We start from the raw sequence: 24,548 nt of genomic DNA, 5'->3' as shown, positions 1-24,548 counted from the left end.
CCGCCCGGCTTACGCGCGCTTCCCGGCCTCGGCTTGCGCGCTCATCCGCGCTTTCAGCGCCTGCAACTCGTCGGTGAATGCCGGGCTGAAGTCTTCAGCCTCGAACAGCGGGCGGATCTCGATGTCGGAGTCGCCGGGCATCGGGTTCGGGCAGCGCTTCACCCATTCGACCGCTTCTTCCATCGATTTCACCTGCCACAGCCAGAAGCCGGCGACGAGTTCCTTGGTTTCCGCGAACGGGCCGTCGATGACGGTGCGGTTCTTGCCGGCAAAGTGCACGCGCTTGCCGCGCATGCTCGGATGCAGCCCGTCGGCGGCGAGCAGGATGCCGGCTTCCGCCAGTTCTTCGTTGAACCGGCCCATCGCGGCGATCATTTCAGGGTCGGGCATCCGGCCGGATTCGGAATCGGCGGTGGCCTTGACGATTACCAGGACGCGCATGGTCGTATCTCCTTGAAAGGGAATGAAGGGGCGCCGCCGGCCGCGCCGACGGCAAAACGATCGGTTACGACAACACGACGCGCGACCGCGACGCGAATCGACATCGAGCCCGGCGAAGTTTCGATGACGCGCGCACTGGCGGGCCATGCGGCGGAGCCCGTCGCCAAAACTGGTATGCTGATCCTCACCACGTTCACGCGGAGGGTGCCATGGCTGCTAAAGAAGTCTCGAAGAAGAAGTACCTGAAAATCCTGAACAAACGCCTGCGCGCGGAGCCGGCGGCCCCGGCCGGCGCGTCGTTTGTCTTTTTCCCGCTGGGCGCGAAGGCGAAGAACGCGACGGGTGTCGTGTCCGGCGACGCGCGCAGCAAGCGCGAACTGGCGGTGATGGCCGCGGTTCAACGCAAGGCGGCCGAAGAGTTCGTCGTCGCCTGACAGGAACCTGCTGCACCGCCGTCGGCCTGCCGCCTCCGCGGCTCACGCGGCGGCGGCCTCGCAATGCGCGATCGCGCCGGCGAGCACGCGCGGGATGTCGTGCGTGATGGCCGGGCCGTGCATCGGCAGGATGACGTCGAGGTCGAGCGCCTGGATCCGGCGCAGCGCGCTCGCCATGTGCGTGAGCGACGGCAGGTAGTCCGAGCGCCGGATCGAATCGAGGATGGCCGGCAGCGGGTCGTCGGCGGCTTCGTCGCCGAAGCGCATCAGGATGTCCGACGACAGCAGCGCCTTGTACGCCGGCAAATACACCACGAGCGCATCCCATTGATGGACATGCTTCGTGAAGATCGGCACGACGTCGACACCGGAGATCGTCGTCGGCTCGCCGTCCTTCAGCGGCTTCGCGCGCACGCCGAAGATATCGGCCAGGCCGTGCGTGCAGATCGGATGCGCATACGCGACGAGTGCCGGATTGGCCGCGAGGAAGTCGGGCAGTGCGCCCATCTCGTCGACTTCGAAATGCGGGACGATCACGCTGCTCACCATCGACGGCGTGATGCCGACGGTCGCGAGGCTCGCGCTCAGTTGCGGAAAATTGGAACGCGTGCCCGTTTCGATGCAGACGACGTCGCCGCCGGGCGACCGGACGAAGAACTGGCTGAAGCCGAGCTTCAGCTTGTCGATATAAGTCGTTGCGCGAAACAGGCCGCTGCGGATTTCTTCGATACGGGCGTTGTCCATCGATGCGATCCTTGCGCGGGCAGTGGGGGCGGGCACCACAGTCGCGCGATCGCCGCGATGCACCCGGGGGCGCGCGACACGGTGCATCGATGCAGTCTAGCAGCGCCGGTCCAGGCGCGAATCCTGTCAATTCACGCAGCAGCCGGCACGGCGCTGAACGTCATGCCGGCCGGAAAGCACGCCCGGGTCGCCGATTCGGCGCTCAGGACACCTTGTCCGCCGCCGCTGCATACCGGCCACCGCCGCCTGCTTCGTCGCCCGCCGCGAGCTGCTCCAGCGCGAGGCCCTTCGTCTCGATCCCGAGCGTCCACACGGCGATCGCGGCCGCGATGAACGACAGCGCGCCGAGCGTGAACACGCCGCCCTGGCCGAACACGGGCAGCACGACACCGACCACGTAAGGCCCGATCAGCGACCCGACGCGCCCGATCGCCGACGCGAAGCCCGAGCCCGTCGCGCGCGCGCCGGTGCCGTACAGCTCGGGCGTGTACGTGTACAGCGCGGCCCACATCCCGAACAGGAAGAACTGCATCGCGAGGCCGGTGCCGATCAGCAGCGCCATGCTGCCGCCGTACAGCGCGCTCTGGCCGTATGCGTACGCCATCGCGCCGCCACCGATCAGCGACGCGATACAGGTCGGCTTGCGTCCCCAGCGTTCGACGAGCCACGCGGCGCACAGGAAGCCCGGCACACCGCCGAGCGAGATCAGCACCGTGTAGAACACCGATTTCGTGACCTCGAAGCCGGCCTGCTGCAGCAGCGCGCCGAGCCACGACGTGAGGCCGTAGAAGCCGAGCAGCGCGAAGAACCACAGCAGCCACACCATCACCGTGCGGCGGCGGTACGCGCCGCTCCAGATCTCGCGCAGCGCGCCGCGCCCGCGTGCGGCGACCGGCTCGGCGAGCCGCGACGGCGGCGGCAGCGTCGTGACACCGGCCGAGCGCATCACCTTCGCCTCGATCGTGTGCATCACCGTGTCGGCTTCCGTGTGCCGCCCCGCATGCTCGAGCCAGCGCGGCGATTCCGGCACGATGCGGCGCACGACGAGCACGAACACGGCGGGAATCGCGAGCAGCGCGAACACCGTGCGCCAGCCGAACTGCGGCAGCACGAAATACGCGACGATGCCGGCCGTGATGAAGCCGAGCGGCCAGAAGCCGTCCATCAGCGCGATCAGGCGGCCGCGCTTCTCGGTCGGCACGAATTCGGACAGCAGCGTCTGCGCGACCGGGAATTCCATCCCCATCCCGATCCCGAGCAGCACGCGGTAGACGATCAGCGCGTCGACGCTCTGCGCGGTCGAGCACAGGTAGGAGGCCGCGCCCCACAGCACCATGCTCCACTGGAACACGGGCCGGCGGCCGAAGCGGTCGGCGAGCAGGCCGGCGACGGCCGCACCGAGCACCATCCCGAAGAAGCTCGCGCTCGCGACGAGGCCGGCGGCCGCGGTCGACAAGCCGAACTCCTTGCGGATCGAGCCGAGCACGAACGTCATCGTGCCGAGGTCGACCGAGTCGAAGAAGAACGCGATCGCGATGATGAAGAAGATCCGCTTGTGATAGCCGGAGAACGGCAGGCGTTCGAGCCGGGCGGCGGCGGAGGCGGGAGCGGTGGCGGCGGGCATGGCGTCCTCTGAAATGAAAAGGGGCCGTGAAGCGCGTGCTTCGCGGCCCCGATGCTTCGTCTTCAGTAGACGCGACCACAAAATGCCGCATCAGAGGAAAAGCGCCGCCTGCTTGCCCAAATACGTCATCGGCAGGCGGCGCGCGATGCGTCAATTCTTCAGCTTGTAGCCGGTGCGGAACATCCACGCGACGATCGCCAGCAGGATCACGAGGAACAGCCCGGTCGCGGCGAGGCTGATCCACACGTGCACGTCGGCGATCCCGTAGAACGACCAGCGGAAGCCGCTGACCAGGTAGACGATCGGGTTGAACAGCGTGATGACGCGCCACGCGGGCGGCAGCATGTCGACCGAGTAGAAGCTGCCGCCGAGGAACGTGAGCGGCGTGATGATCAGCAGCGGCACGAGCTGCAGTTTCTCGAAGCTGTCGGCCCAGATGCCGATCACGAAGCCGAACAGGCTGAACGTGACCGCCGTCAGCACGAGGAACAGCACCATCCAGAACGGATGCAGGATGTGCAGCGGCACGAACAGGCCGGCCGTGGCGAGGATGATCACGCCGAGCAGGATCGACTTCGACGCGGCCGCGCCCACGTACGCGATCACGATCTCCCAGTACGACACGGGCGCGGAGAGGATCTCGTAGATCGTGCCCGTGAAGCGCGGGAAGTAGATGCCGAACGACGCGTTCGAGATGCTCTGCGACAGCAGCGACAGCATCACGAGCCCCGGCACGATGAACGAGCCGTAGCCGATGCCGTTCACGTCGCTGATGCGCGAGCCGATCGCGGAGCCGAACACGACGAAATACAGCGACGTCGAGATCACCGGCGCGATGATGCTCTGCATCAGCGTGCGGCGCGTGCGGGCCATTTCGGCGCGGTAGATCGCGCGGATTCCATGCAGGTTCATGCGTCAGGCTCCTTGCTGCACGCCGTTGCGGCGGTTGTCGATCAGGCTGACGAAAATGTCCTCGAGCGAGCTCTGCGTCGTGTGCAGGTCGCGGAAGCCGATGCCGGCCGAGCCGAGCGCGTTGATCAGCGTCGCGATGCTGGCGTCGTCGCGCTGCGAGTCGTACGTGTAGACGAGCGCGGCGCCGTCGTCCGCGCGTTCGAGGCCGAACGGCGCGAGCGCGGGCGGCACGTCCGCGAGCGGGTGCTCGAGCTGCACGGTGAGCTGCTTCTTGCCGAGCTTGCGCATCAGCTCGTGCTTCTCCTCGACGAGCACGAGCTCGCCGCCGAGGATGATGCCGATCCGGTCGGCCATTTCCTCGGCTTCCTCGATGTAGTGCGTGGTCAGCAGGATCGTCACGCCGCTTTCGCGCAGCGAATCGACGAGCTTCCACATGTCGCGGCGCAGCTCGACGTCGACGCCGGCGGTCGGTTCGTCGAGGAACAGGATGCGCGGCTCGTGCGACAGCGCCTTCGCGATCATCACGCGGCGCTTCATGCCGCCCGACAGCGTCATCAGCTTGTTGTCGCGCTTGTCCCACAGCGACAGCGCCTTCAGCGTCTTCTCGATATGCGCGGGATCGGGCGCCTTGCCGAACAGGCCGCGGCTGAACGACACGGTCGCCCAGACGGTTTCGAACGCGTCGGTCGTCAGTTCCTGCGGCACGAGGCCGATCATTTCGCGGGCTGCGCGGTAGTGATCGCGGATGTCGTGGCCGCCGACCGTCACGCGGCCTGAGGTCGGCGTGACGATGCCGCAGATCGAGCCGATCAGCGTCGTCTTGCCGGCGCCGTTCGGCCCGAGCAACGCGAAGATCTCGCCTGGGCGGATGTCGAGGGTCACGTGCTTCAGCGCCTGGAAGCCGGACGCGTAAGTCTTGGAGAGGTCGGAGACGGAAAGGATCGGTTGCATGCTCACGGATGGCACGGCCGGCCGGCGCGAAGGCGTGCGCCGCGCGTGCCCGGCGTCGCCGCCGCTGCGAAGCGGCCGGGACCGGGGACGGCATGGCGAACGGGCGTCATGTCGAACGGCGTTGTGGTGCGGGATCGCGGGATCGCCATATTAGCAATCGATAGATGGAAATGCATTCTTGTGGAAAGGGCGTGCGTTGCCGGTGTCGGATTGGCGCGAATTGACGGCGCATCGCTCAATAACGTCGGGCTTTATTTGCGCTGCGCGAACAATGAGCGCCGTCTTCGGCGACCCGGGCCGCGATCGCCTTTCCGCCCGGCGGCGGCGCGGCCGGCCGGCCGACTGTGCCGCCCGAAGGCCTTCGCGCCGTACCGGGACGGCATGCGCCGCGCTCGCGATAATGCGTTCCTTTCATCGTTCACGGAGCGGAGCGCATGTCTTTGATCGATTTCAAATCCGTGGCGGCGGCACAGGCCGTCGCGTGGAAATCCACGATCGTCGGCGAGGTCGGGCCGGCCAGGATCAAGGTGCTGCGCATGGACGCGCAGGCTTACGAAGCGGAAGTGCACGACTACAACGAGGGGCTGCTGGTGCTCGACGGCCGGATGATGCTCGAGGTCGGGGGCGAGACGATCGTCGTCGAGGCCGGGCAGATGTACCTGGCGCTTGCCGGCACGCTTCACGCGGTGCTGCCGGGCAGCCACGGCACGCTCGCGATCATCGACGTGTAAGGTTGCGCCGCAGCATGCAGGCGGATCGTCGAGGGCCGGCAGGCAAGGCAGAGCGCGGATTGGCCGTGGTTATTCAAACGCGTGTTATACGGGCCATGTATTTGTCTGAGCAAATAAATTGAAGGCTGTTTGAAAATCTGTCAAATCCCCTGCACACACTAGGATTGCGCGGTTTCTGCCGTTTGGAACTCTGCATCCATTTACTTGTAGGTATCGTCCGATCATAGTCTCGACAAACGACGCATCACGATAACGAATCAAGCGTACGGATGGAGACCAATTGATGAGACGCCTATCCGCGGGGCCAGTCGGACTGCCGTTTCCCGTTTTTTCGCTGAATGCAGGCGCGATGCAGGTCGCGTGCCTGCGTTGTCATATCGCCGTGTAGCGGCGAACCACTTCCCGTTTCGATTGTTCTCACGGCGCTGTGCCGCATGACGGCGCCGCGGGAGAGCGCTTGTCTGCCGCCGCGGCGCGTGCCGCATTTGCCTGACCGGCATCGCGGCGGCCATGCGCGCACCGTCATGCGCCGCGCGTTCGTGCGGCGGCGCGATACCAACCGGCGGGCCATGCAGCCTGTCCGGACGAGACTTGTCGTACCTGAATAGGAGGGGTTGATGATTTGCATTCCTGAATGGCGGAAAGCGATCCTGTCGTGCGCGGTAATCGCTTTGCCGTTCGTCGCCGGTTGCGGCGGCGGCGACGATCCGGGGCCGATCAACGTGCCGCAGTGCTCGGGGAGCGCGTGCGGGCCGAGCGGCTCCATCACGACGCCGCCCGTCGTCACGAAGCTGTGCCCGGACGCGCTCGATTACACGACGACCTATACGGGCGGCGCAGGCAGCGGCGAGTATGTGAAGGTGAAGTTCGACTCGACGAAGATGACCTACCAGATGCAGTTCATCGAATCGTCGGTGCCGACATCGGCCGGGCAGGTCAACAACACGCGCGCAGGCATGACGATCAGCGGCGCGTTCCATCATCCGACCAATCTCCCGACCGCCGAGCAGAACCGCTGCGCGGCCGTGCTCGACAGCGGCGTGACGAGCGACGGTGCGTATGCGGTGACGATCAACCGTGCGGATCCGCCGATGCTGTTCATCGGCAATGGGGTGGTGGGGGGCGGGATTCCGGGGGCGACGATCGGGTTCGCGGGCCTCAACCTCGGGGGCATGGCGATCGGCTATGTGCCGTCGCGCACGTTTGATTTCTATCCGTTCATCGGCTTCATCGCAACGGAAACCGACTTTTCGAAGGTGGCGGGCAATTACAACGAGGTCGGCATCCATCTGTCACCGCTTGGCGGAGCGGGGCAGAGCCCGGCCGGACCGGTCGGCTGGGAACCGGATGTCGTCAACTGGAACCAGACGTTCAACGCGGACGGCACGTGTACGATCACGCAAGGCAGCGACTACTCGTGCCAGACGACTGGAGCCCCCTGGACGCTGCGCAAGAATGCGGACGGGTCGGCCGACAACGTGTTCGTGAGCAACGGGTTGCCGAACGCGTTTGGCGTCCTCTCGTATCCGATGGCGGGGCAGGCGACGTCGCTCATCCTCCTCGCGTCGAGTCAGGCCAAAGGCATCATGATCGTTGGCAAGCTGAACGGCGTACGGATACCGGTCGTGATTCGTGTCGGCTATACGAATGTCGATGCGGCCAATCCGCTCATGTCGGTCGCCGACGCTGAAGTCGGGATCTCGATGCTGTCGTCGGCCACCGCGATTGGCGCGAATTCCCTGAAGGGCGGTTACATCGGCGCGACCAGCGCATCCGCATGCGGCATCGTGACGTCTCCCGGCGTGACGCCCTTCAGCGCGACGCCGGCGGGCCCGAGCTTCAATCCACACGTACCGCACCCGGACCTGCCTGGTGAGTTCATCAATAACACCTTCAATTCGATAGCGGGCAGTTGCAACGACGGTACTGCTGTCTCGACGATGGCCGCCAACTACACGTCGACGCTGTTCCAGGGCAGTACCGCGGCGTTCATCGATCCGCAGACCTCGGGGGTGACCTCGCAGTTCGGGCTCGACTATACGCAGGCGACGCCCGGCAAGATCAAGGTCACGGCCACGCAGGACTTCAACGCGAAGGGCCCGAGCGGCAACGTGGCGATCTTCAAGAAGGGCGATACGGGCTGGCTCGTGACGGCCGGCAACGTCTACGCGATGGTCGTCAACAACAGCCAGGTCAACCCGTTCTTCACGGTCGGCGCGTTTGTCCAGTAACCCTGCATTGAACACGTAACACCGGCGGCGCATGCGTCGCCGCCGGCGAATCGAATTTCAAGAGGATTCCTATGAATTTGAAGCAATGGATGGCCGCGGCGTCGCTCGCGCCCGTGCTGGCCGCGTGTGGCGGAGACGGCGACCCGCCGCCCGCGCCGGTGGTCCGGCTGTGCCCGCAGACGATCGACTACAACACGGTGTTCATCGGCGGCTCGGGGTCGGGCGAACTCGTGAAGGTGCAGCTCGACACGACCAAGATGACGTACCGGATGACCTATCTCGCTTCGCCGGTACCGAGCACCACCGGCACCGTGCAGCCGACCCGCGACACGGCACCCGCGAATGTGGTCGACGGCACGCTGGCCGACGAAACGGGCCTGCCGACCGTGAAGCTGAACCAGTGCACGTTCCGGATGCAGAACGCGAGCCTCGACCCAAGCCGGCCCGCGCGGCTGTTCCTCGGCGAAGGCGTGCTGGGCGGCGCGATTCCCGGCGCGACGATCCAGTTCAACGGCGTGATCGGCGTGGGCAAGATTCCGCAGACGACGTTCCCGTACTACCCGTTCATCAGCTTCTCGTCGGTGGAAACCGACCTGAAGAGGATCGCCGGCAAGTACAGCCAGCTCGGTTATCACCAGGTGCCGTCACAAAGCTTCCAGCCGGTGGCGCTCGACCAGCAGGTGACGATCAACGCGGACGGCAGCTACGTCGAGACCGACAACTTCGGCAAGAAGAACGGCGGGCAGCCGCTTGCGTCGAGCGCAACCGTGAACCAGCCGTTCACGCTGCGTCCGGACGCACCGGCGTTCCAGTCGCTCAACTACCTGCCGCAGATTCCGGCGACGCTCGCGGCGGTCGATCCGGCGAAGGCCGGCAAGGGGATCCTGATCGTCGGCAAGCTGCGCAACCAGCTCGTGCCGATCTTCATCCGCACCGGTGCGGCGAATGCGGACCTGACGCAGGGCTCGCCGAGTGCGGACGACGAATCGGGCATCTCGATCCTGAGCCCGCAAACGGCGATCGCGCAAGGCTCGCAGAACGGCGAGTACACGGGCGTCGACAGCGCGTTCAACTACCGCGCGACCGCACTCATCGGTGCGCAGGCCACGCTGCTCGATCCGTTCAATGCGTCGCAGGCCGCGCTCACCCGCGCGCTGAACCTCGATTTCACGCAGAAGGTGCCGGGCGTCGTCACGACCGTGCATGCGGATGCGGCGTCGGGGCCCGCGACCGGCAAGTTCGTGTTCACCGGCGGCGTGTTCGGGTTCCTCGACATGAACGATACGAGCAATCCGTACTTCACGGTCGGCGCATTCGTGCAGTAACGCACGCCTGGATGGAGACACGGCGGCGCCGCGCGAAGGTGCGCGGCGCCCGGACAGAATGAGAAGGAGACTTCATGAAGAAGCTGATTGTCGCGGGTGTCGTCGCAGGCGTATCGACGCTCGCATCGGCCCAGCAGGCGGGCGACAACGTCGCGACGCTGGGCTGGCTGCACATCATGCCGCAGGATTCGACCAACGGGCTCACGACGAATCTCGCCAGCATGCCGATCAACGGGCCGCTGCGCCTGCCCGGGTCGTTCACGTCACCGGGCACGAGCCTGACCGTCAACAACGCCGATACGGTCGGCCTGACGCTCACGCACTTCTTCACCGACCACATCGCGGTGACGTCGGTGCTTGGTGTGCCGCCCGAGTTCACGCTGACCGGGCACGGCACGATCAAGCCGCCCGGCCCGGCCGGTGCGCTCGGCAGCGTCAACATGGATGATCCGGCGAACCAGCCGGCCGTAAAGAACGCACGGCAGTGGAGCCCCACGATCATTCTGCAGTACTACTTCAACTCGTCGACGGCGCGGTTCCGGCCGTTCGTCGGGATCGGCGTGGCCTACAGCTGGTTCAGCAACATCGAATTGAACGGCAACTTCGCGAGAGACATCAACCAGAACCTCGGCAGTGTGCTCGCGGCCGGCGCCGGCAAGCCGGGGCCGACTTCGGTCGAGGGCAAGGCGTCGTCGTCGTTCACGCCGGTCTACAACGTCGGCGCGAGCTATGCAATCGACAAGCACTGGGGGGTGACGGCGACGCTGACCTACATGCCGCTGAAGACCTACTCGTCGCTCGTGATCAAGGCGGCCGACGGTTCGACGCTCGCCACCACGCGCACACGGCTGAAGGCCGATCCGCTGATCACGTTCGTCGGGATTTCCTACAAGTTCTGAGCCGTCCGGCGCGCATGACGCGCGCCGGCGGCTTCCTGCGACCGGCTGGCCGGACCATTCCGGCCGGGCGGTCGCGTTCCTGGCGGCATGCCGCCATTTGTGAAGAGAGGGGGCAGTTCAAATGAGCATTCGCAAAATCGTATCGCTTGTTGCTGCAGTGGCTTTCACCGCGGTTTCGGCCGCGCCTGCTTTCGCAGTGACCGTTTCGCGGGCCGATGGTCAGCCGATGAACCCGAACGGCGAGCCGTTCTCGGCGACGGGGCTGACGGCCCTTTCCAAGGGGGCGATCAGCGCGAATTGCAACGCGACGTTCAACGGCACGATCACGTCGACGGGCATCGTCAACATCACGTCGACGACGTTCTCGGGCGGCGCGACGTGCGGCCTGATCAGCGGCAGCGCGAGCAGCGCGTCGCCGTGGACGGGGCAGGCCGACAGCACGACGCAACTGTCGATCAACAACGTGAAGGTGAACGTCACGCTGCTCGGCACCTGTGGGCCGAGCAAGGTCGTCACGACGTGGAGCGATCCGAACTCGTCGCTGACGTTCAACAACTCCACGCTGACGCCGGACTGCACGGTGGGCGGCACGGTCGCGACGTCGCCGAAGTTCCACGTGCAGTAAGCGCCGCGGATCGAAGCGGGTACCCGCCGTGCACGAGGGCCGTGCGGTAGGTGCGGCGGGTATTTGCAGTTTCGATGGGTTCGTGCCGTCGTGCGTATCGGCGCGGCGGCCGGATTCGTTCGGCAGAGCGGTCGCGTTTCTCGTGGAAGGCCGCCAAATATCAAGAGAGAGGGTCGTACAGATGAACATTCGTCAGATCGCATCGCTTGTTGCTGCGGTGGTATTGACCGCGGTTTCGGCCGCGCCTGCATTGGCAGTGACCGTTTCGCGCGTGGACGGCCAGCCGATGAATCCGAACGGCGAGCCGTTTTCCGCGACGGGGATCACGGCGCTCGGTAAAAAGTCGATCAACGCAAATTGCACCGTGATATTCAATGGGACGATTACGCCGGCGGGTATCGTCAATATCACGTCGGCCCAGCTCAACGGAGGCGGCTGGTGCCAACTGATCAGCAGTTCAGCGAGCGGCGTTTCGCCGTGGACAGGGCAGATGGATAGCGCGACACAGCTCTCGATCAACAATGCACAGGCGACCTTCGCGGTGCTTGGCCCCTGCGGGCCGAGCAAGCTCGTGGCGACATGGAACGATTCGAATTCGTCATTGACGTTCAACGATAACGACTGGGCGCCGGATTGCAGGCTGCTTGGCACGTTCACGGCGTCGCCGAAGCTCCACGTGCAGTAAGTGTCGCGGAGCGACGCGGGATGCTCGCCGCGCGCGAGGGCCGTGCGGTAGGTGCGGCGGGTATTTGCAGATTCGACGGTTTCGTGCCGTCGTGCGTATCGGCGCGGCGGCCTGATTCATTCGGCAGAGCGGTCACGTTTCTCGTGGAAGGCCGCCATACATCAAGAGAGAGGGCCGTACAGATGAAAATTCGACAGATCGCATCGCTTGTTGGTGCAGTGGTATTCATGGCAATTTCCGCCGCGCCCGCGTTTGCGGCGACCGTTTCGCGCGCGGATGGGCAATCGATGAATCCGAACGGCGAACCGTTCTCCGCGTCGGGTGTGATGCGCGTTGGCAAAGGGTCGATCTGGGCAGCCTGCACCGCGACGTTTAACGGCACGATGTCGTCGACTGGCATCGTCAACATTACGTCAACGCAGTTCACCGGGGCCCCGTTATGCTCGTATTTCGTCAGCACCGCGAGTAGCGCGTCACCATGGGCGGGGCAGGTGGATAGCACGACGCAACTGTCGATCAATAACGCGCAAATGACCGTCTCGGTGCTCGGATCTTGTGGGCCGGGCCGTATAGCGGCGACATGGAGGGATTCTGACTCGTCGCTGATATTCAATGAGGCTCTGCTGCCGCGAGACTGCGTGTTTGCCGGGATGCTCACGACGTCACCGAAATTCCACGTTCAGTAGGCGTCGCGAAGCGGAGTGATCTCCACGCGCGGGGCCGTGCGCGTCAAGTGAGGCACGCGCCCCGCTCTTCGTTGCACTCGTGTCGTCGCGCGTATCGGTGCGACGGCCGGCTGACCGCCCGTGTCGCGATCCGATCCGGGCGGACAGGCAGGACTGGCGCGGCGCGCCGCGCTGTCCGATTCGATTGAAACAACACAATTCCAATTGGCCAGAACTATCCCGGAAGACCCATGCTTACCGATCCAGCAAAGTATGGTGATGCCCGCGGCGCGACGCCTGACCGGCTGCGCACGGCCGCGTGGTTGCAGTACCTGATCGATCATCTCGACGCTGCCGCTTGCGCAACGATGGCGGCCGATGCCGGCGACACGACCGTCGCCGTGTCGCATGCGATACGGATGCGGACAGGCGTGAATCTGTCTCATGACGCAGCGGCCGTTCTTCACGGGCTCGCACCGTGGATCGCATCGGACGGCGGCGCCTGTGCATGCGACCTGACCGACCCGCGCGGTGCATGCTCGCATGTGCCTTCGATGCAGCAACTCGCCGAAGCCGAACGCAGTTGCCCCGGTTCGCGCGTGGTGTTCGACACCGCGCACGGTGTGATCGATGCATGTGCATTCGACGACCCCGATGTCGGCTGGGCCGCGCTCGAGCGGATTGCCCGTGGTGTCGAATGCAGCGAGGGCGATGCCGGCGCATGCACCGCACATGAAAGGGGCGCGCCGGACGACCCGCCGCCTGCGAACAACCTGAGAGAGAGGCTCGCCGTCGTCGCGGCGGCGAGTGGAGAAACGTCGGCCATGCCTGGCGCCGTCATCGACGCGATTGTGCTGCGCGTGTGCGGGCCGCGCGACGATGCATCGCGCATCGACGAGATGGCCGCGCTCGTGATGTTCTCGGCCGTGCTCGCCGCCGGCAATGGGGCCTCCATCGCCGCGTATGGAGGTCAGCACAATCTCGTTGCGCAGGCGATCCGCACGCATCGTGCCGATCTCGCGTCGGTGGACGGGCTGCTCGCGGCGTTATCTGTGTGCAGGCTGGATCAACTCGTCGGCGCGGGCAGCTTTTGGGCTTACTACCTGCTGGCGGGCATCGTGATCGCAGCACCGGACGACGCCGTGCGAGAAATCGGTCGCCGTTTTCATGGTGACGAGTGGCAGGCGTGGCTCGATCATGTGCTCGCGTGGCCGGCGGTCAGCCGCTTCGGGCCGAAGGAGGACGTCGCATTCGATCACCTGCGTGGCGCAATGAGCCTGACGTCGCGATGGAACCCGATCGTCCGCGGGAAGCGGATGCGGAAGCGGGACGTCGTAGTACCCTGATTCGGCGAACACTGGGACAAGGCCGGTTGACGCCCGGCTTTGCCGAATCCTCTCCCGAATCGATCAGAGAGGATTCCAAATGACTCGCGCACGCGCATCCTGCGTATCCTGTTCGCGTTCACATGCCGGACCCCGTTCGCACGCGCGAACGGGCATCAGGAGGCGGCGCGCCGAGCCGTCATGCCGTCAGCGTCTACACTGGCCGCACGCCAAACGCCAAACGCCAAACGCCAAACGCCAAACGCCAAACGCCAAACGCCAAACGCCAAACGCCAAACGCCAAACCACCCAGCCTGCCCGTGCCCCACGATTCCGGTGCCATCGCCCGAACGCAGTATGATGCCGCAGACGATGCCGGCGATCGCTTCGATGTCACCGCCCGCCCGCATCACCATAGATCTGCCAAGCTTGTTGTAAGCCGGATACAAACAGCCGCCGTGTGAGAGCGCGGCCGCGAACCTGCATCCGGACCCTCTTCATCGAAACGGTCAGTCAGATGTCAAAGCAAAGCAAGAAGATCCTCCTCCTGAGCGTCAGCGCCGGCGCCGGCCATACCCGAGCGGCCGAAGCGATCCGCGCGTTCGCCGATCACCATCCCGCCGGCATCGAAGCCACCCACCTGGACGTGATGGATTTCGTGTCCACCGGCTTCCGCAAGCTGTACACCGATCTCTACATCAAACTCGTCAGCAGCCAGCCGGCGCTGTGGGGCTACCTGTACCAGAAGACGGACGAAGTCGATCCCGCCGCGCCGTCGCAGAAGATCCGGCGCGCGATCGAGCGGCTCAATTGCCGGAAGCTGCTCGCCGAGATCGAACGGCAGCGCCCGGATGCGATCATCTGCACGCACTTCCTGCCGGCCGAACTGCTGTCGCGCGAGATCCGCAAGGCACGCGTCGACACGCCGGTGTGGGTGCAGGTCACCGATTTCGACCTGCACAGCATGTGGGTCGTGCCGAACATGCGCGGCTACTTCGCGGCCAACGACGAGATCGCGTGGCGCATGCATGCCCGCGGCATGGCGCCTGAAACGGTGCACGTCAGCGGCATCCCGATCATGCCGGCGTTCGGCCAGCCGCTCGATCGCGCGGCCTGCGCGGCCGAGTTCGGCCTCGATCCCGCGCGGCCAACGTTCCTGATGATGTCCGGCGGCGCGGGCCTCGGCGGGCTCGACGTGCTGGCGACGCGGCTGCTCGAGATGGATGCCGACTTCCAGCTGATTGCGCTGGCCGGCAAGAACAAGGCGATGCTCGCGTCGTTGCAGAAATTGGCCGTGCAGCATCCGGGCCGGTTGTTTCCGCAGGGCTTCACGCAGCAGGTCGAGCGCCTGATGGCCTGCGCCGACCTCGTCATCACGAAGCCGGGCGGCCTGACGACGTCCGAATGCCTCGCGATGCAGTTGCCGATGATCGTCAACTCACCGATTCCGGGCCAGGAAGAGCGCAATGCGGATTTCCTGCTCGAACAGGGTGTCGCGCTGAAGGCGATCGACGACGACGCGCTCGTCTACCGGATCCGCGCGTTGCTGCAGACGCCGGAGCGTCTCGCCGACATGCGCCGCCGTCTCGCGCCGCTCGGCCGGCCGCTCGCCGGCCGCTTCGTGCTCGATCGCGTGCTGGGCCTGGAGCCCGCCGCATGAGCGTCGCGCGTTTTGTGCCGACGCGCCATACGTTGTTCGTCGTCGCGTGGGTCGTGCTGCTCGCGTATTTCTTCGCGAACGTGGAGATCCAGATCGAAGGCAGCGCTGGCTGGGCGGCCAACCTGCCGACGTGGCGCATCGAGCATCACTGGCTGCTCGACATCTTCTGGGGCGGGCGGCCGATGACCGGCTACCACGCGTGGGTGTTTCCGTTCGTCGCGCTATTCTTCCACCTGCCGCCCATCTTCAACGCGCGGTGGTCGTGGCGCATCGAAGCGCGGATCATCGCGTGCATCATGGTGTTCTGGCTGACCGAGGATTTCCTGTGGTTCGTGCTGAATCCGGCGTACGGGTTGGCCCGCTTCAATCCGGCCAACGTGCCGTGGCATATCCACTGGCTCGGCGTGGCGCCGACCGACTACTGGACCATGAGCGCGGCCGCGATCGTGCTGTTCATCCTGTCCCGTGAGCGCAAGCGCGCATTCTATTGAACCGACATGAAAATCGCCTTCATTGCCGCGATCGCCGTCACGCTTGCCGGGCTCGTGCAGCCGGCCCAGGCGGACCCGGCCTCCGAGGTGTCCGCCCGGCCGATCAAATGGGCGCAGGGCGTGACCGATGCGCATGTGAACAACCTGCACCGCATCACGCCGACGCTGTACCGCAGCGCCCAGCTGTCGCGCGCGGATGTGCCGGAGTTGCAGAAGCTCGGCATTCGCAAGGTCATCAGCTTCCGTTCGTTTCACGCGGACGACACGATTCTGGCCGGCACGCAGATCAAGATGCAGCGCATCCGGATCAACACATGGGACATCCGCGACGAAGACATGGTCGCGGCGCTGAAGGCGCTGCGTACGGCCGACCAGGACGGCCCGGTGCTGATCCACTGCCAGCACGGCGCCGATCGTACCGGCCTCGTGTCGGCGTTGTACCGGATGGTGTACCAGGGCTGGACGCGCGAGCAGGCGCTCGACGAGCTGCAGCACGGCGGCTACGGGTTCCATCCGATCTGGCAGAACATCACGAACTACCTGAAGCGCGTGGACGTCGAGCGGTTGCGGCAAGAGGTCAACAACGGCTGAGCCGGAAAGGAAAAACGCCGCCGACGGGAACCGTCGGCGGCGTTTCTTTTTGGGCGACCGGGCAGCACGCCCGCCGTCGTCAGACCGTCTCCGGATTGCCCCGGAATGTCAGCGCAACCCGGGGCGGTCTGATCCGCGCCCCTCTGGTACGGAGCTGATTAACTCCAATATGTTGTGGCTGCTCAGTGAATTTTTCCGATAAGACGCAAAATAAAGGAATTAAGTTCCTTGAGCGGAAGTGCCGTTAATTCTATAATTTTGGGTGTTAACCGGCACAGAATGGAAACGGGACACACTATGCTGGATTTAAGCTTCAGCAAGCCGAGTGAGGTCGTCAAGCGACTCTGCGAGCGCTTGCGCACCGAGCGTTTGGCTCTGGGCATGACGCAAGCCGATCTGGCCGGGCGTGCCGGCATTGCAACCAACACCGTGTCCAACCTGGAAGCCGGGCGCAATGTGGGCTTCGAGGCCGTGGTCCGGGTGGCGATGGCGCTTGGCCGAATCAAGGAGCTCGAAGGCCTGTTCCAGCCAAAGCTGGACAGCATCGAGGACATTCTGCGCTACGAGAAAACAGCCAAGCGCCTCCGCACAAGGAGGAAGTCCGGCAATGCCTGAACAAGTGAACGTCTTCTACGAGGGCTGGGGGGAGCGATGGCATTGGGGCACGCTGGTCTCTACGACCGCCCTGAGCAGTCGCCCGATGATCGCATTCGAGTACAGCAATGAAGCCAGGCAAAGGGGCTTGGAACTGTCCTCGTACACGCTGCCGCTGGATGGTCCCAACTTGCGGCGAGATTTCCCGGACTTCCAATTGCAACTGCCGGGGCCCGTCTATGACGCCTTGCCGGACGGGTGGGGCATGCTGCTGATGGACCGCATGTTCAGGAGCCGTGGACTCACCACGGCGCGCATCGGTCCCCTGGCGCGGTTGGCCTACATCGGTGGCAATGCGATGGGGGCCATGACGTTCGAGCCCGTGGCGCCTGAAGGAGCGGCACCGGATGTCCACATCCCGCTGGAACAGCTCGCCGTTGACGTGCAGAAGGTGTTCCATGGAGAAGGTGGTGCGTTCCTGCAGACATTGCTGCTGGTGGGCGGCTCGCCCCAAGGTGCAAGGCCCAAGGCCCTGGTCTATCGCGATCCCCAAACCGGCGGGTTGACCACGGCCATCACGCCGGGCTTCGACGCCTGGCTGGTCAAGTTCCCGGCCAATGAAGAACATTCCGAGGTGTGCGCCATCGAGATGGTCTACGCCGAATGTCTGCGCAGGTGCGGAATCGACACCCCGGACACGCAGCACTTCAGCTTGCCGAATGGGCTGGCGGCATTTGCCAGCAAGCGCTTTGATCGCCACGAAGGATTGCGGGTCCCCATGCAGAGCCTCGCCGCTTTTACGGGTGCGGATTACCGGACGCCGGGGGCGTTGGACTACGTCAACTTCTTGCGGGCGACGCAGATGTGCACGAACGATGTACGGCAAATGGCGGTGGCCTTCGAGCGTGCAGTCTTCAACGTCGCGTTCAACAACCGCGACGACCATCCGAAGAACTTCGCCTACCTCATGGCGCCGGATGGTCAGTGGAGTCTGGCGCCGGCTTACGACGTGACCTTCTGCGAGGGGCCTGGTGGATATCACCAGATGGACGTGATGGGTGAGGCACTGGAGATTTCCCGCACGCACATGCTTCGGCTTGCCGAGGAGGCTGAGGTGCCCCAGGCCGTTGCCGGCATGACGATTGACGGCATTTGCGAGGTGGCCAGCCAGTTTGCAGACATTGCCGACAGCATGTACGCGTCGGTCATTACTCGAGACACCTTGCGCATGATCCAGGGTCGCATCGACCAGAACGTAGCGCTGCTACGCCAAGGACACACCGGCCGCTCTCGCCGGTGAGGATGGATCGGCATGCGAACGGTTCAGAAGTCCTCCGGCCGTTCGCCCGGTAGCGCGTATCCCGGTAGCCTCATTTCAAAACGCGTGCGCCCGCGAACGCATCCGGCCGATACGATCACATGGCGGCAAGTCGGGAGCGCGCTTCCGCGCAAGTCACCGTAAAAAACGCCGCTGACAATCACTGTCGGCGGCGTTTTGTCAGTACACCGAAGAGCGGGCAGCGCGCCCGCCGTCGTCAGACCGTCTCCGGCTGCCGCACCGCCTTCGCGACATTGCGCGCCAGCGCTCCATTCGCGACGAAATAAGGCACGTCGACGCGCGCGAGCGGCTGCTTGCCACGAATCTTGTCGGCGATCTTCTCGGCGATCATGATAGTCGGCGCATTGAGGTTGCCGGTCGTGATGATCGGCATGATCGACGCATCGACCACACGCAGCCCCTCCAGCCCGTGCACGCGGCCTTCTTCATCGACCACCGCCATGTCGTCGTAACCCATCTTGCACGAGCACGACGGATGGAACGCCGTCTCCGCGCGGGCCCGCACGAACGCGTCGAGTTCCTTGTCGCTCTTGCAGTCGGCGCCCGGGTTCAGCTCGCGGCCGCGATAGCGGTCGAGCGCGGGCTGTCGCATGATTTCGCGTGTCGCGCGGATCGCATCGCGGAACTCGCGCCAGTCGAGCGCTTCGGCCATGTAGTTGAACAGGATGCTCGGATGGTCGTTCGGATCGCGCGAGCGCAGCTTCACGCGGCCGCGGCTCGGCGAGCGCATCGAGCCCACGTGCGCCTGGAAGCCGTGCATCTCGATCGCGTTCGAGCCGTTGTAGTTGATCGCCACCGGCAGGAAGTGATACTGGATGTTCGGCCACAGATCGTCGTCGCGCGTGCGGATGAAACCGCCCGCCTCGAAGTGGTTGCTCGCGCCGAGGCCCGTGCCGTTCAACATCCATTCGAGGCCGATCTTCGGCTGGTTCCACCACTTGAGCGCCGGATACAGCGATACCGGCTCCTTGCACTCATACTGGATGTACATCTCCAGGTGATCCTGCAGGTTCTGTCCGACGCCGGGCAGGTCGAGCACGACGGGGATGTCGAGTTCCTTCAGCCACGCGCCGGGGCCGACGCCTGAGCGCTGCAGCAGTTGCGGCGACGCGATCGCACCGCTGCACACGAGCACTTCGCGGCGCGCATGCGCGCTCGCGCGCTCGCTGCCGCGCAGGTACGTGACGCCCGATGCGCGCTTGCCGTCGAACAGGATGCGATCGGCGAGCGCGTGCGTGACGATCTCGAGGTTTGGCCGTGCACGTGCCTGGTCGAGATAACCGCGTGCGGTGCTCGCGCGGCGGCCCTTCGGCGTGACGGTGCGGTCCATCGGGCCGAAGCCTTCCTGCTGATAGCCGTTCAGGTCGTCGGTGCGCGGATAACCGGCCTGCACGCCCGCGTCGACCATCGCCTCGAACAGCGGGTTCACGCCCGGCTTGCTGGTCGTGACCGACACGGGGCCGTTGCCGCCGTGATAGTCGTTCGGGCCGACGTCGCGCGTCTCGGCTTTCTTGAAGTACGGCAGGCAGTCGAGATACGTCCAGTTCTCGAGGCCCTTGTGCGTCGACCAGTTGTCGTAGTCGAGCGCGTTGCCGCGGATGTAGCACATCCCGTTGATCAGCGACGAGCCGCCGAGCCCCTTGCCGCGCCCGCATTCCATCCGGCGGTTGTCCATGTGCGGCTCGGGGTCGGTTTCGTATGCCCAGTTGTAGCGGCGGCCCTGCAGCGGATAGGCCAGCGCCGCCGGCATCTGCGTGCGGAAGTCGAAGCGGTAGTCGGGGCCGCCCGCTTCGAGCAGCAGCACCGTGACGTCCGGATCTTCCGTCAGGCGCGTTGCGAGCACGTTGCCCGCGGAACCTGCGCCGCAGATGATGTAGTCGTATTCGCGTGTCGTCATGACGGTCAGTCTCCTTTCGTGATTCTCAAAACACCGGGTTGTAGCGGCCGAGTTCGACCTGCACCGACTTGATTCGAGTGTAGTGCTCGAGCGTCGTGATGCCGTTCTCGCGTCCGACACCGGATTGCTTGTATCCGCCAACCGGCATCTCGGCCGGCGATTCGCCCCACGTGTTGATCCAGCAGATGCCGGCTTCGAGGCGATGGATCGTGCGGTGCGCGCGCGACAGGTTCTCGGTCACGACACCGGCTGCCAGGCCGTAGTGCGTGTCGTTCGCGCGGGCGATCACTTCGTCCTCCGATTCGAAATCGACGATGCTCATCACCGGCCCGAAGATTTCCTCGCGGACGATCTTCATGTCGTCGCGGCAATCGCCGAACACGGTCGGCGCGACGTACTGGCCGCTGGCGAAGTGGCCGTCGGTCAGGCGCGTGCCGCCCGCGAGCAGCTTCGCGCCCTCGGCCTTGCCGCTTTCGATGAAGCCGAGCACCTTGTCGAGTTGCGCTGCCGACACAAGCGGGCCGAAGTTGGTATCGGCATCGGTCGGCTTGCCGACGCGGATGCGCTTCACGCGTTCGAGCACCTTTTGCGTGAACGCGTCCTTGATCGAGCGGTGCACGAACACGCGCGTGCCGTTCGTGCAGACCTGGCCCGAGCTGAAGAAGTTGGCGGTCACTGCGATGTCGGCCGCACGGTCGAGATCCGCATCGTCGAACACGATCAGCGGCGACTTGCCGCCGAGCTCCATCGTCACTTCCTTCAGCGACGACGCGCCGGCCAGCGACATCACCTTCTTGCCTGTCTCGACGCCGCCCGTGAACGACACCTTCGCGATGTCCGGATGGCCCGTGAGCAGCGCGCCGACGGAGCCGTCGCCCTGCACGACGTTGAACACGCCGGCCGGCACGCCGGCCTCCGTATAGATTTCCGCGAGCTTCAGCGCGGTCAGCGGCGTGACTTCGCTCGGCTTGAACACCATCGCGTTGCCGGCCGCGAGCGCGGGCGCCGTCTTCCAGCAGGCGATCTGGATCGGGTAGTTCCACGCGCCGATGCCCGCGCACACGCCGAGCGGCTCGCGGCGCGTGTAGACGAACGATTCCGCGCGCAGCGGCACCTGCAGCCCTTCGATCGCGGTCGCGAGGCCCGCGTAGTACTCGATCACGTCCGCGCCGGTGACGATGTCGACCGCGAGCGTCTCGCCGATCGGCTTGCCCGTGTCGCGCGTTTCGAGTGCTGCGAGCTCGTCGTTGCGCTCGCGCAGCAGGTCGACCGCGCGGCGCAGGATGCGCGAGCGCTGCATCGCGGTCATCGCGGCCCATTCGCGCTGACCTTCCTGCGCGGACGCAACGGCACGGTCGACGTCGGCCGCGCTGGCCTGCTGCACCTGTGCGAGCAGTTCGCCGGTGGCGGGATCGAAGGTGTCGAAAGTCTTGCCGCTCGTGGCGTCGACGTAACCGCCGCCGATGTAGAGGCGCTGCAAACCGAATACGGACATGAGGATCTCCTTGAGGGCGACTGCGTTGCGCGTCAGTCGGACGCGAGCAGCAGGTCGATGTAATCGTGGGCGAGCTTCAATGCAGCCCGGGTGTCGATCGGGCCGCCGGCGAGTGCGCCGCGCAGCCACAGGCCGTCGATCAGCGCGGCGAGGCCGCTGGCGGCTTCGCGCGCCTTCGCGAGCGGCAACGCCTTCGCGAATTCGGCGCACAGGTTCGAATGGAGGCGCCGCGTGTTGACGTGCTGCAGGCGCTTGAGCATCGGGTCGTGCATGCTCTGCGACCAGAACGCGAGCCACGTCTTCATCACGGGCGCGCTGACCTGCGTGTCGTCGAAGTTCGCGGCGACGATCGCGCGCAGCCGGGCACGCGGATCCTTGCGCGCCGCCACGCGGCGGCGCGTGGTGGCCGACCACAGGTCGCGCAGCACGTGCCGCATCGTCGCTTCGAGCAGGCCGTCCTTGTCGCCGAAGTAGTGGCTGACGATGCCCGTCGAGATGTTCGCGCGCTGTGCGACCGATGCAAGCGTCGTGCCGGGCAGGCCCGCTTCGTCGATCGAACGCAGCGTGGCGTCGATCAACTGTGCGCGGCGAATCTCCCGCATTCCGACTTTCGGCATCGCGACTCCCTTCGCCCGGACGGGCCGTCCCTGGAAGTCGAGAGCTTAGCGGTTTTTTATTGATCGTTCAATCAACAAAAAATCGGGGTCTGACGGTGGCGGTGTGTGCCGGGCAGGCGAGAGGGGGGGGGCGACTGCGCGTTGTGCAGGTGCGGAAAAATAATCGAAAGATGATTAAAAAATCTGGATTTTGTTTAAAACACTTTCTGAGGTGGGCGATCAATCCGGTTAATCGTTGCGGGTATCGAAGCGATTACGAAATGAAAGAGTATTGAGCAGTGTGATACTCGGTGAAGTATGGAAGTCGGCCGGAGAAACGACGTCACGATTCATTCATGAAAATCCGTTTGAAATAAGCGAATGAAACGAATCAACGCATTGATTTTAAATGAATATATGAAGATTAAACGGGGATCGATCGTCGCTTGGCAAACGATTGCGGCCGCGCTCTGAAGAGTTCGGCTTACCATAAAAAATGCGGGAATAATTTGAATCGACCGTATTTCCGGGAAGAGTAGAGGCTATCGTTGGAATGACTTGAGTCAGTAATATTGTCCGTATTAGTATGGCGCCGCACTACGAGGAATGAATCGATGCCGCCGGTATTGCCGCGGTGCATTGGCCAACAGCGCGATTCGGATTGCGCGCGATAACCGGCGCAGTCATTGCGCACCTGCAGCATGCCGCGACGTCGAGACGCCGCATCCACCGGAGAACGACGATGCTGACCGAAAAACACGTGGTCCCGTTGCCGAATGGTCTGAAGGTCTACGTCGAACGGAACGTGTTCGACCCGGCGTTCGACACGGCAATGCTCGTCAACGGCGCGCTCGCGACGACCGCGTCGTTCGGGCAGACCGTCCAGTATCTCGGCGAGCGGATGAACACGATCTGCTTCGACCTGCCGTACGCGGGGCAGTCGCGCCAACACAACCCGGGTTGCTTCATCCTGACGAAGGACGACGAAGCCGCGATCCTGCAGCACCTGGTCGAGCGCTTCGCGCCGGCTTACCTCGTGTCGGTGTCGTGGGGCGGCGTCGCGTCGCTGTTCGCACTCGCACGCGGCTGCCCGAGCGTGCGGCGCGCGGCGATCTGCTCGTTCTCGCCGTTCCTGAACGATGCGATGGTCGACTACGTGACGCGCGCCCGCGACCATATCGCGGCCGGCGAGAACCTGAAGGCCGCGCAGCTGCTGAACGACACCGTCGGCCGCTACCTGCCGCGCATCATGAAGCTGTACAACTACCGGTATCTCACGCGCCTGCCGCGCGACGAGCAGGACCAGGTCGCGTTCCACGTCGACCAGATCCTGTCGCTGCAGCCGGAGCGCTATTTCAGCGAGTTCTCGAACATCGGCTGCGAGCTGCTGTTCCTGAACGGCGAGCGTGACGACTACACGACGCCCGCCGACGTGCGCCAGCTCGGCGCGCACGTGCCGCGCGCGCGGTTCGCGACGGTGCCGGATGCCGGCCACTTCCTCGATATCGAAGGCCGCGCGCAGCGTGAATACACGCGGTCGGCGCTGCTCGACTTTTTCTGCGGCGAGTCGTCGCTCGCCGCCGGCATCGCGCACGCCGCCTCGCAGGCGTGCATGCCCGCGCCGATGCACGCGTTGTCGTCGTGACGTCGCACGCCGTGCGTCCGGCGCATCGGGCACATCCGGCGCATCCGAATTCCCATCCCAACGAGGCAGGCCAGCCGTGAATATCGTACAGACCATCGCCATCGTCGTTCCGTGGGCCGCGTGGCTCGCCTACTGGATCGCCACTTCGCAAGGCGTGAAGACGACCGTGCGCAAGGAGGCTTCGCGCTCGCGCACGCTGCAGTCGATTCCGCTGATCGTCGGCGGCGCGCTGATCATCCTGCCCGATCCGTCGTGGCAAGCGCTCGTGCCCGACTGGCAGCGCTTCGGCCTGCAGGCGCAGTGCGGGCTCGCGGTGCTGGCCGCCGGCCTGCTGTTCTCGGTATGGGCGCGGCTGCATCTGGGCACGAACTGGAGCGTGTCGGTCACGCTGAAGGAAGACCACGAACTCGTGCGCACGGGGCCGTACGCGCTCGTGCGCCACCCGATCTATACGGGCTGCCTGATCGCGCTCGTCGGCGCCGCGCTGATTGGCGGCGAATGGCGCGGCGCGATCGGCGTGCTGCTTGTGTTCGCGTCGCTCGCGTACAAGGTGCGCGTCGAGGAAAGCTGGCTGACCGGGTATTTCGGGCCGGCGTACGCGCAGTACCGCCGCGAGGTCGCGGCGCTGATTCCCGGCTTCTACTGAAC

At 65.0% G+C, this 24,548-nt stretch carries 24 protein-coding genes; 16 read left to right on the top strand and 8 right to left on the bottom strand.

The window, feature by feature from the left end; translation table 11 throughout:
- Positions 1-9: 9 nt before the first annotated feature.
- Positions 10-441 (bottom strand): YciI family protein, encoded by a 432-nt coding sequence (locus HAV18_RS36020; RefSeq protein ID WP_166965326.1) that lies wholly within the window; start codon positions 439-441, stop codon positions 10-12.
- Between the two features lie 209 nt (positions 442-650).
- On the opposite strand from HAV18_RS36020, the gene HAV18_RS36015 reads away from it, so the two are divergent.
- The gene (locus tag HAV18_RS36015; protein ID WP_166965323.1) at positions 651-875 is read left to right on the top strand and encodes a hypothetical protein; all 225 of its coding nucleotides are present in this window, start codon (positions 651-653) and stop codon (positions 873-875) included.
- A 42-nt stretch (positions 876-917) separates the two neighbouring features.
- On the opposite strand, the gene HAV18_RS36010 is transcribed toward HAV18_RS36015, so the two are convergent.
- From HAV18_RS36010 to HAV18_RS35995, 4 genes are all read right to left on the bottom strand, one after another.
- Positions 918-1,619, bottom strand: a complete 702-nt coding sequence (locus HAV18_RS36010; protein WP_166965321.1) for an MBL fold metallo-hydrolase — start codon at positions 1,617-1,619, stop codon at positions 918-920.
- 202 nt (positions 1,620-1,821) lie between these two features.
- Complete coding sequence (locus HAV18_RS36005; protein WP_166965319.1) at positions 1,822-3,243, bottom strand: MFS transporter; 1,422 nt, start codon at positions 3,241-3,243, stop codon at positions 1,822-1,824.
- Between the two features lie 150 nt (positions 3,244-3,393).
- Positions 3,394-4,155, bottom strand: coding sequence for an ABC transporter permease (locus HAV18_RS36000; RefSeq protein ID WP_069749046.1), 762 nt, complete (start codon positions 4,153-4,155; stop codon positions 3,394-3,396).
- Positions 4,156-4,158: 3 nt separating this feature from the next.
- Entirely contained in the window at positions 4,159-5,106 is a 948-nt protein-coding gene (locus HAV18_RS35995; RefSeq protein ID WP_166965317.1) for an ABC transporter ATP-binding protein, read from the bottom strand.
- A 434-nt stretch (positions 5,107-5,540) separates the two neighbouring features.
- Between HAV18_RS35995 and HAV18_RS35990 the strand changes: the two genes are divergently transcribed.
- From HAV18_RS35990 to HAV18_RS35930, 13 genes are all read left to right on the top strand, one after another.
- Entirely contained in the window at positions 5,541-5,837 is a 297-nt protein-coding gene (locus HAV18_RS35990; protein ID WP_166965315.1) for a cupin domain-containing protein, read from the top strand.
- A gap of 617 nt (positions 5,838-6,454) precedes the next feature.
- Positions 6,455-8,068: a DUF2957 domain-containing protein gene (locus HAV18_RS35985; RefSeq protein WP_166965313.1), complete on the top strand. Its 1,614-nt coding sequence runs from the start codon at positions 6,455-6,457 to the stop codon at positions 8,066-8,068.
- Between the two features lie 71 nt (positions 8,069-8,139).
- A complete protein-coding gene (locus tag HAV18_RS35980) occupies positions 8,140-9,393 on the top strand; it encodes a DUF2957 domain-containing protein (RefSeq protein ID WP_166965311.1) in 1,254 nt (417 codons plus the stop codon).
- 74 nt (positions 9,394-9,467) lie between these two features.
- Positions 9,468-10,292: an OmpW family protein gene (locus HAV18_RS35975; protein ID WP_166965309.1), complete on the top strand. Its 825-nt coding sequence runs from the start codon at positions 9,468-9,470 to the stop codon at positions 10,290-10,292.
- Positions 10,293-10,413: 121 nt separating this feature from the next.
- On the top strand, positions 10,414-10,917 hold the full coding sequence (locus HAV18_RS35970; protein WP_166965307.1) for an activator protein: 504 nt from the start codon (positions 10,414-10,416) through the stop codon (positions 10,915-10,917).
- A gap of 181 nt (positions 10,918-11,098) precedes the next feature.
- On the top strand, positions 11,099-11,602 hold the full coding sequence (locus HAV18_RS35965) for an activator protein (RefSeq protein ID WP_166965305.1): 504 nt from the start codon (positions 11,099-11,101) through the stop codon (positions 11,600-11,602).
- A gap of 182 nt (positions 11,603-11,784) precedes the next feature.
- Positions 11,785-12,288, top strand: coding sequence for an activator protein (locus tag HAV18_RS40095; RefSeq protein WP_166965467.1), 504 nt, complete (start codon positions 11,785-11,787; stop codon positions 12,286-12,288).
- A 230-nt stretch (positions 12,289-12,518) separates the two neighbouring features.
- Positions 12,519-13,613 carry a hypothetical protein gene (locus tag HAV18_RS35955; protein ID WP_166965303.1) on the top strand — a complete coding sequence of 365 codons (1,095 nt, stop codon included), beginning with the start codon at positions 12,519-12,521 and terminating at the stop codon, positions 13,611-13,613.
- Between the two features lie 496 nt (positions 13,614-14,109).
- Positions 14,110-15,252 carry an MGDG synthase family glycosyltransferase gene (locus HAV18_RS35950; RefSeq protein WP_166965301.1) on the top strand — a complete coding sequence of 381 codons (1,143 nt, stop codon included), beginning with the start codon at positions 14,110-14,112 and terminating at the stop codon, positions 15,250-15,252.
- The gene (locus tag HAV18_RS35945; RefSeq protein ID WP_166965299.1) at positions 15,249-15,743 is read left to right on the top strand and encodes a hypothetical protein; all 495 of its coding nucleotides are present in this window, start codon (positions 15,249-15,251) and stop codon (positions 15,741-15,743) included. The genes HAV18_RS35950 and HAV18_RS35945 overlap by 4 nt, the downstream gene beginning before the upstream one ends.
- Before the next feature lie 6 nt (positions 15,744-15,749).
- Positions 15,750-16,334, top strand: a complete 585-nt coding sequence (locus HAV18_RS35940; protein WP_166965297.1) for a dual specificity protein phosphatase family protein — start codon at positions 15,750-15,752, stop codon at positions 16,332-16,334.
- A gap of 300 nt (positions 16,335-16,634) precedes the next feature.
- Positions 16,635-16,949: a helix-turn-helix transcriptional regulator gene (locus HAV18_RS35935; protein ID WP_347814798.1), complete on the top strand. Its 315-nt coding sequence runs from the start codon at positions 16,635-16,637 to the stop codon at positions 16,947-16,949.
- On the top strand, positions 16,942-18,228 hold the full coding sequence (locus HAV18_RS35930; protein WP_166965293.1) for a type II toxin-antitoxin system HipA family toxin: 1,287 nt from the start codon (positions 16,942-16,944) through the stop codon (positions 18,226-18,228). The genes HAV18_RS35935 and HAV18_RS35930 overlap by 8 nt, the downstream gene beginning before the upstream one ends.
- 235 nt (positions 18,229-18,463) lie before the next feature.
- On the opposite strand, the gene betA is transcribed toward HAV18_RS35930, so the two are convergent.
- From betA to betI, 3 genes are read right to left on the bottom strand one after another with little or no spacing between them, the layout of a single operon-like run.
- Positions 18,464-20,164, bottom strand: coding sequence for a choline dehydrogenase (gene betA / locus HAV18_RS35925; protein WP_166965291.1), 1,701 nt, complete (start codon positions 20,162-20,164; stop codon positions 18,464-18,466).
- A gap of 25 nt (positions 20,165-20,189) precedes the next feature.
- Entirely contained in the window at positions 20,190-21,659 is a 1,470-nt protein-coding gene (betB, locus tag HAV18_RS35920; protein WP_166965289.1) for a betaine-aldehyde dehydrogenase, read from the bottom strand.
- A 32-nt stretch (positions 21,660-21,691) separates the two neighbouring features.
- Positions 21,692-22,276, bottom strand: a complete 585-nt coding sequence (gene betI / locus HAV18_RS35915) for a transcriptional regulator BetI (RefSeq protein ID WP_166965287.1) — start codon at positions 22,274-22,276, stop codon at positions 21,692-21,694.
- Positions 22,277-22,997: 721 nt separating this feature from the next.
- On the opposite strand from betI, the gene HAV18_RS35910 reads away from it, so the two are divergent.
- A complete protein-coding gene (locus HAV18_RS35910; RefSeq protein WP_166965285.1) occupies positions 22,998-23,900 on the top strand; it encodes an alpha/beta fold hydrolase in 903 nt (300 codons plus the stop codon).
- A gap of 76 nt (positions 23,901-23,976) precedes the next feature.
- On the top strand, positions 23,977-24,546 hold the full coding sequence (locus HAV18_RS35905) for an isoprenylcysteine carboxylmethyltransferase family protein (protein ID WP_166965283.1): 570 nt from the start codon (positions 23,977-23,979) through the stop codon (positions 24,544-24,546).
- The last annotated feature ends 2 nt before the right edge of the window (positions 24,547-24,548 follow it).

This window comes from Burkholderia sp. D-99 (genome assembly GCF_011605345.1).
In the GTDB taxonomy this organism is placed as follows: Bacteria; Pseudomonadota; Gammaproteobacteria; order Burkholderiales; family Burkholderiaceae; genus Burkholderia.
Note: the sequence above shows the minus strand (reverse complement) of the source record. Positions and strands in the feature narration are given on the sequence as shown.

Coding starts and splice junctions, on each gene's coding strand:
- HAV18_RS36020 (WP_166965326.1), bottom strand. CDS start 441: ATGCGCGTCCTGGTAATCGTCAAGGCCACCGCCGATTCCGAATCCGGC.
- HAV18_RS36015 (WP_166965323.1), top strand. CDS start 651: ATGGCTGCTAAAGAAGTCTCGAAGAAGAAGTACCTGAAAATCCTGAAC.
- HAV18_RS36010 (WP_166965321.1), bottom strand. CDS start 1,619: ATGGACAACGCCCGTATCGAAGAAATCCGCAGCGGCCTGTTTCGCGCA.
- HAV18_RS36005 (WP_166965319.1), bottom strand. CDS start 3,243: ATGCCCGCCGCCACCGCTCCCGCCTCCGCCGCCGCCCGGCTCGAACGC.
- HAV18_RS36000 (WP_069749046.1), bottom strand. CDS start 4,155: ATGAACCTGCATGGAATCCGCGCGATCTACCGCGCCGAAATGGCCCGC.
- HAV18_RS35995 (WP_166965317.1), bottom strand. CDS start 5,106: ATGCAACCGATCCTTTCCGTCTCCGACCTCTCCAAGACTTACGCGTCC.
- HAV18_RS35990 (WP_166965315.1), top strand. CDS start 5,541: ATGTCTTTGATCGATTTCAAATCCGTGGCGGCGGCACAGGCCGTCGCG.
- HAV18_RS35985 (WP_166965313.1), top strand. CDS start 6,455: ATGATTTGCATTCCTGAATGGCGGAAAGCGATCCTGTCGTGCGCGGTA.
- HAV18_RS35980 (WP_166965311.1), top strand. CDS start 8,140: ATGAATTTGAAGCAATGGATGGCCGCGGCGTCGCTCGCGCCCGTGCTG.
- HAV18_RS35975 (WP_166965309.1), top strand. CDS start 9,468: ATGAAGAAGCTGATTGTCGCGGGTGTCGTCGCAGGCGTATCGACGCTC.
- HAV18_RS35970 (WP_166965307.1), top strand. CDS start 10,414: ATGAGCATTCGCAAAATCGTATCGCTTGTTGCTGCAGTGGCTTTCACC.
- HAV18_RS35965 (WP_166965305.1), top strand. CDS start 11,099: ATGAACATTCGTCAGATCGCATCGCTTGTTGCTGCGGTGGTATTGACC.
- HAV18_RS40095 (WP_166965467.1), top strand. CDS start 11,785: ATGAAAATTCGACAGATCGCATCGCTTGTTGGTGCAGTGGTATTCATG.
- HAV18_RS35955 (WP_166965303.1), top strand. CDS start 12,519: ATGCTTACCGATCCAGCAAAGTATGGTGATGCCCGCGGCGCGACGCCT.
- HAV18_RS35950 (WP_166965301.1), top strand. CDS start 14,110: ATGTCAAAGCAAAGCAAGAAGATCCTCCTCCTGAGCGTCAGCGCCGGC.
- HAV18_RS35945 (WP_166965299.1), top strand. CDS start 15,249: ATGAGCGTCGCGCGTTTTGTGCCGACGCGCCATACGTTGTTCGTCGTC.
- HAV18_RS35940 (WP_166965297.1), top strand. CDS start 15,750: ATGAAAATCGCCTTCATTGCCGCGATCGCCGTCACGCTTGCCGGGCTC.
- HAV18_RS35930 (WP_166965293.1), top strand. CDS start 16,942: ATGCCTGAACAAGTGAACGTCTTCTACGAGGGCTGGGGGGAGCGATGG.
- betA (WP_166965291.1), bottom strand. CDS start 20,164: ATGACGACACGCGAATACGACTACATCATCTGCGGCGCAGGTTCCGCG.
- betB (WP_166965289.1), bottom strand. CDS start 21,659: ATGTCCGTATTCGGTTTGCAGCGCCTCTACATCGGCGGCGGTTACGTC.
- betI (WP_166965287.1), bottom strand. CDS start 22,276: ATGCCGAAAGTCGGAATGCGGGAGATTCGCCGCGCACAGTTGATCGAC.
- HAV18_RS35910 (WP_166965285.1), top strand. CDS start 22,998: ATGCTGACCGAAAAACACGTGGTCCCGTTGCCGAATGGTCTGAAGGTC.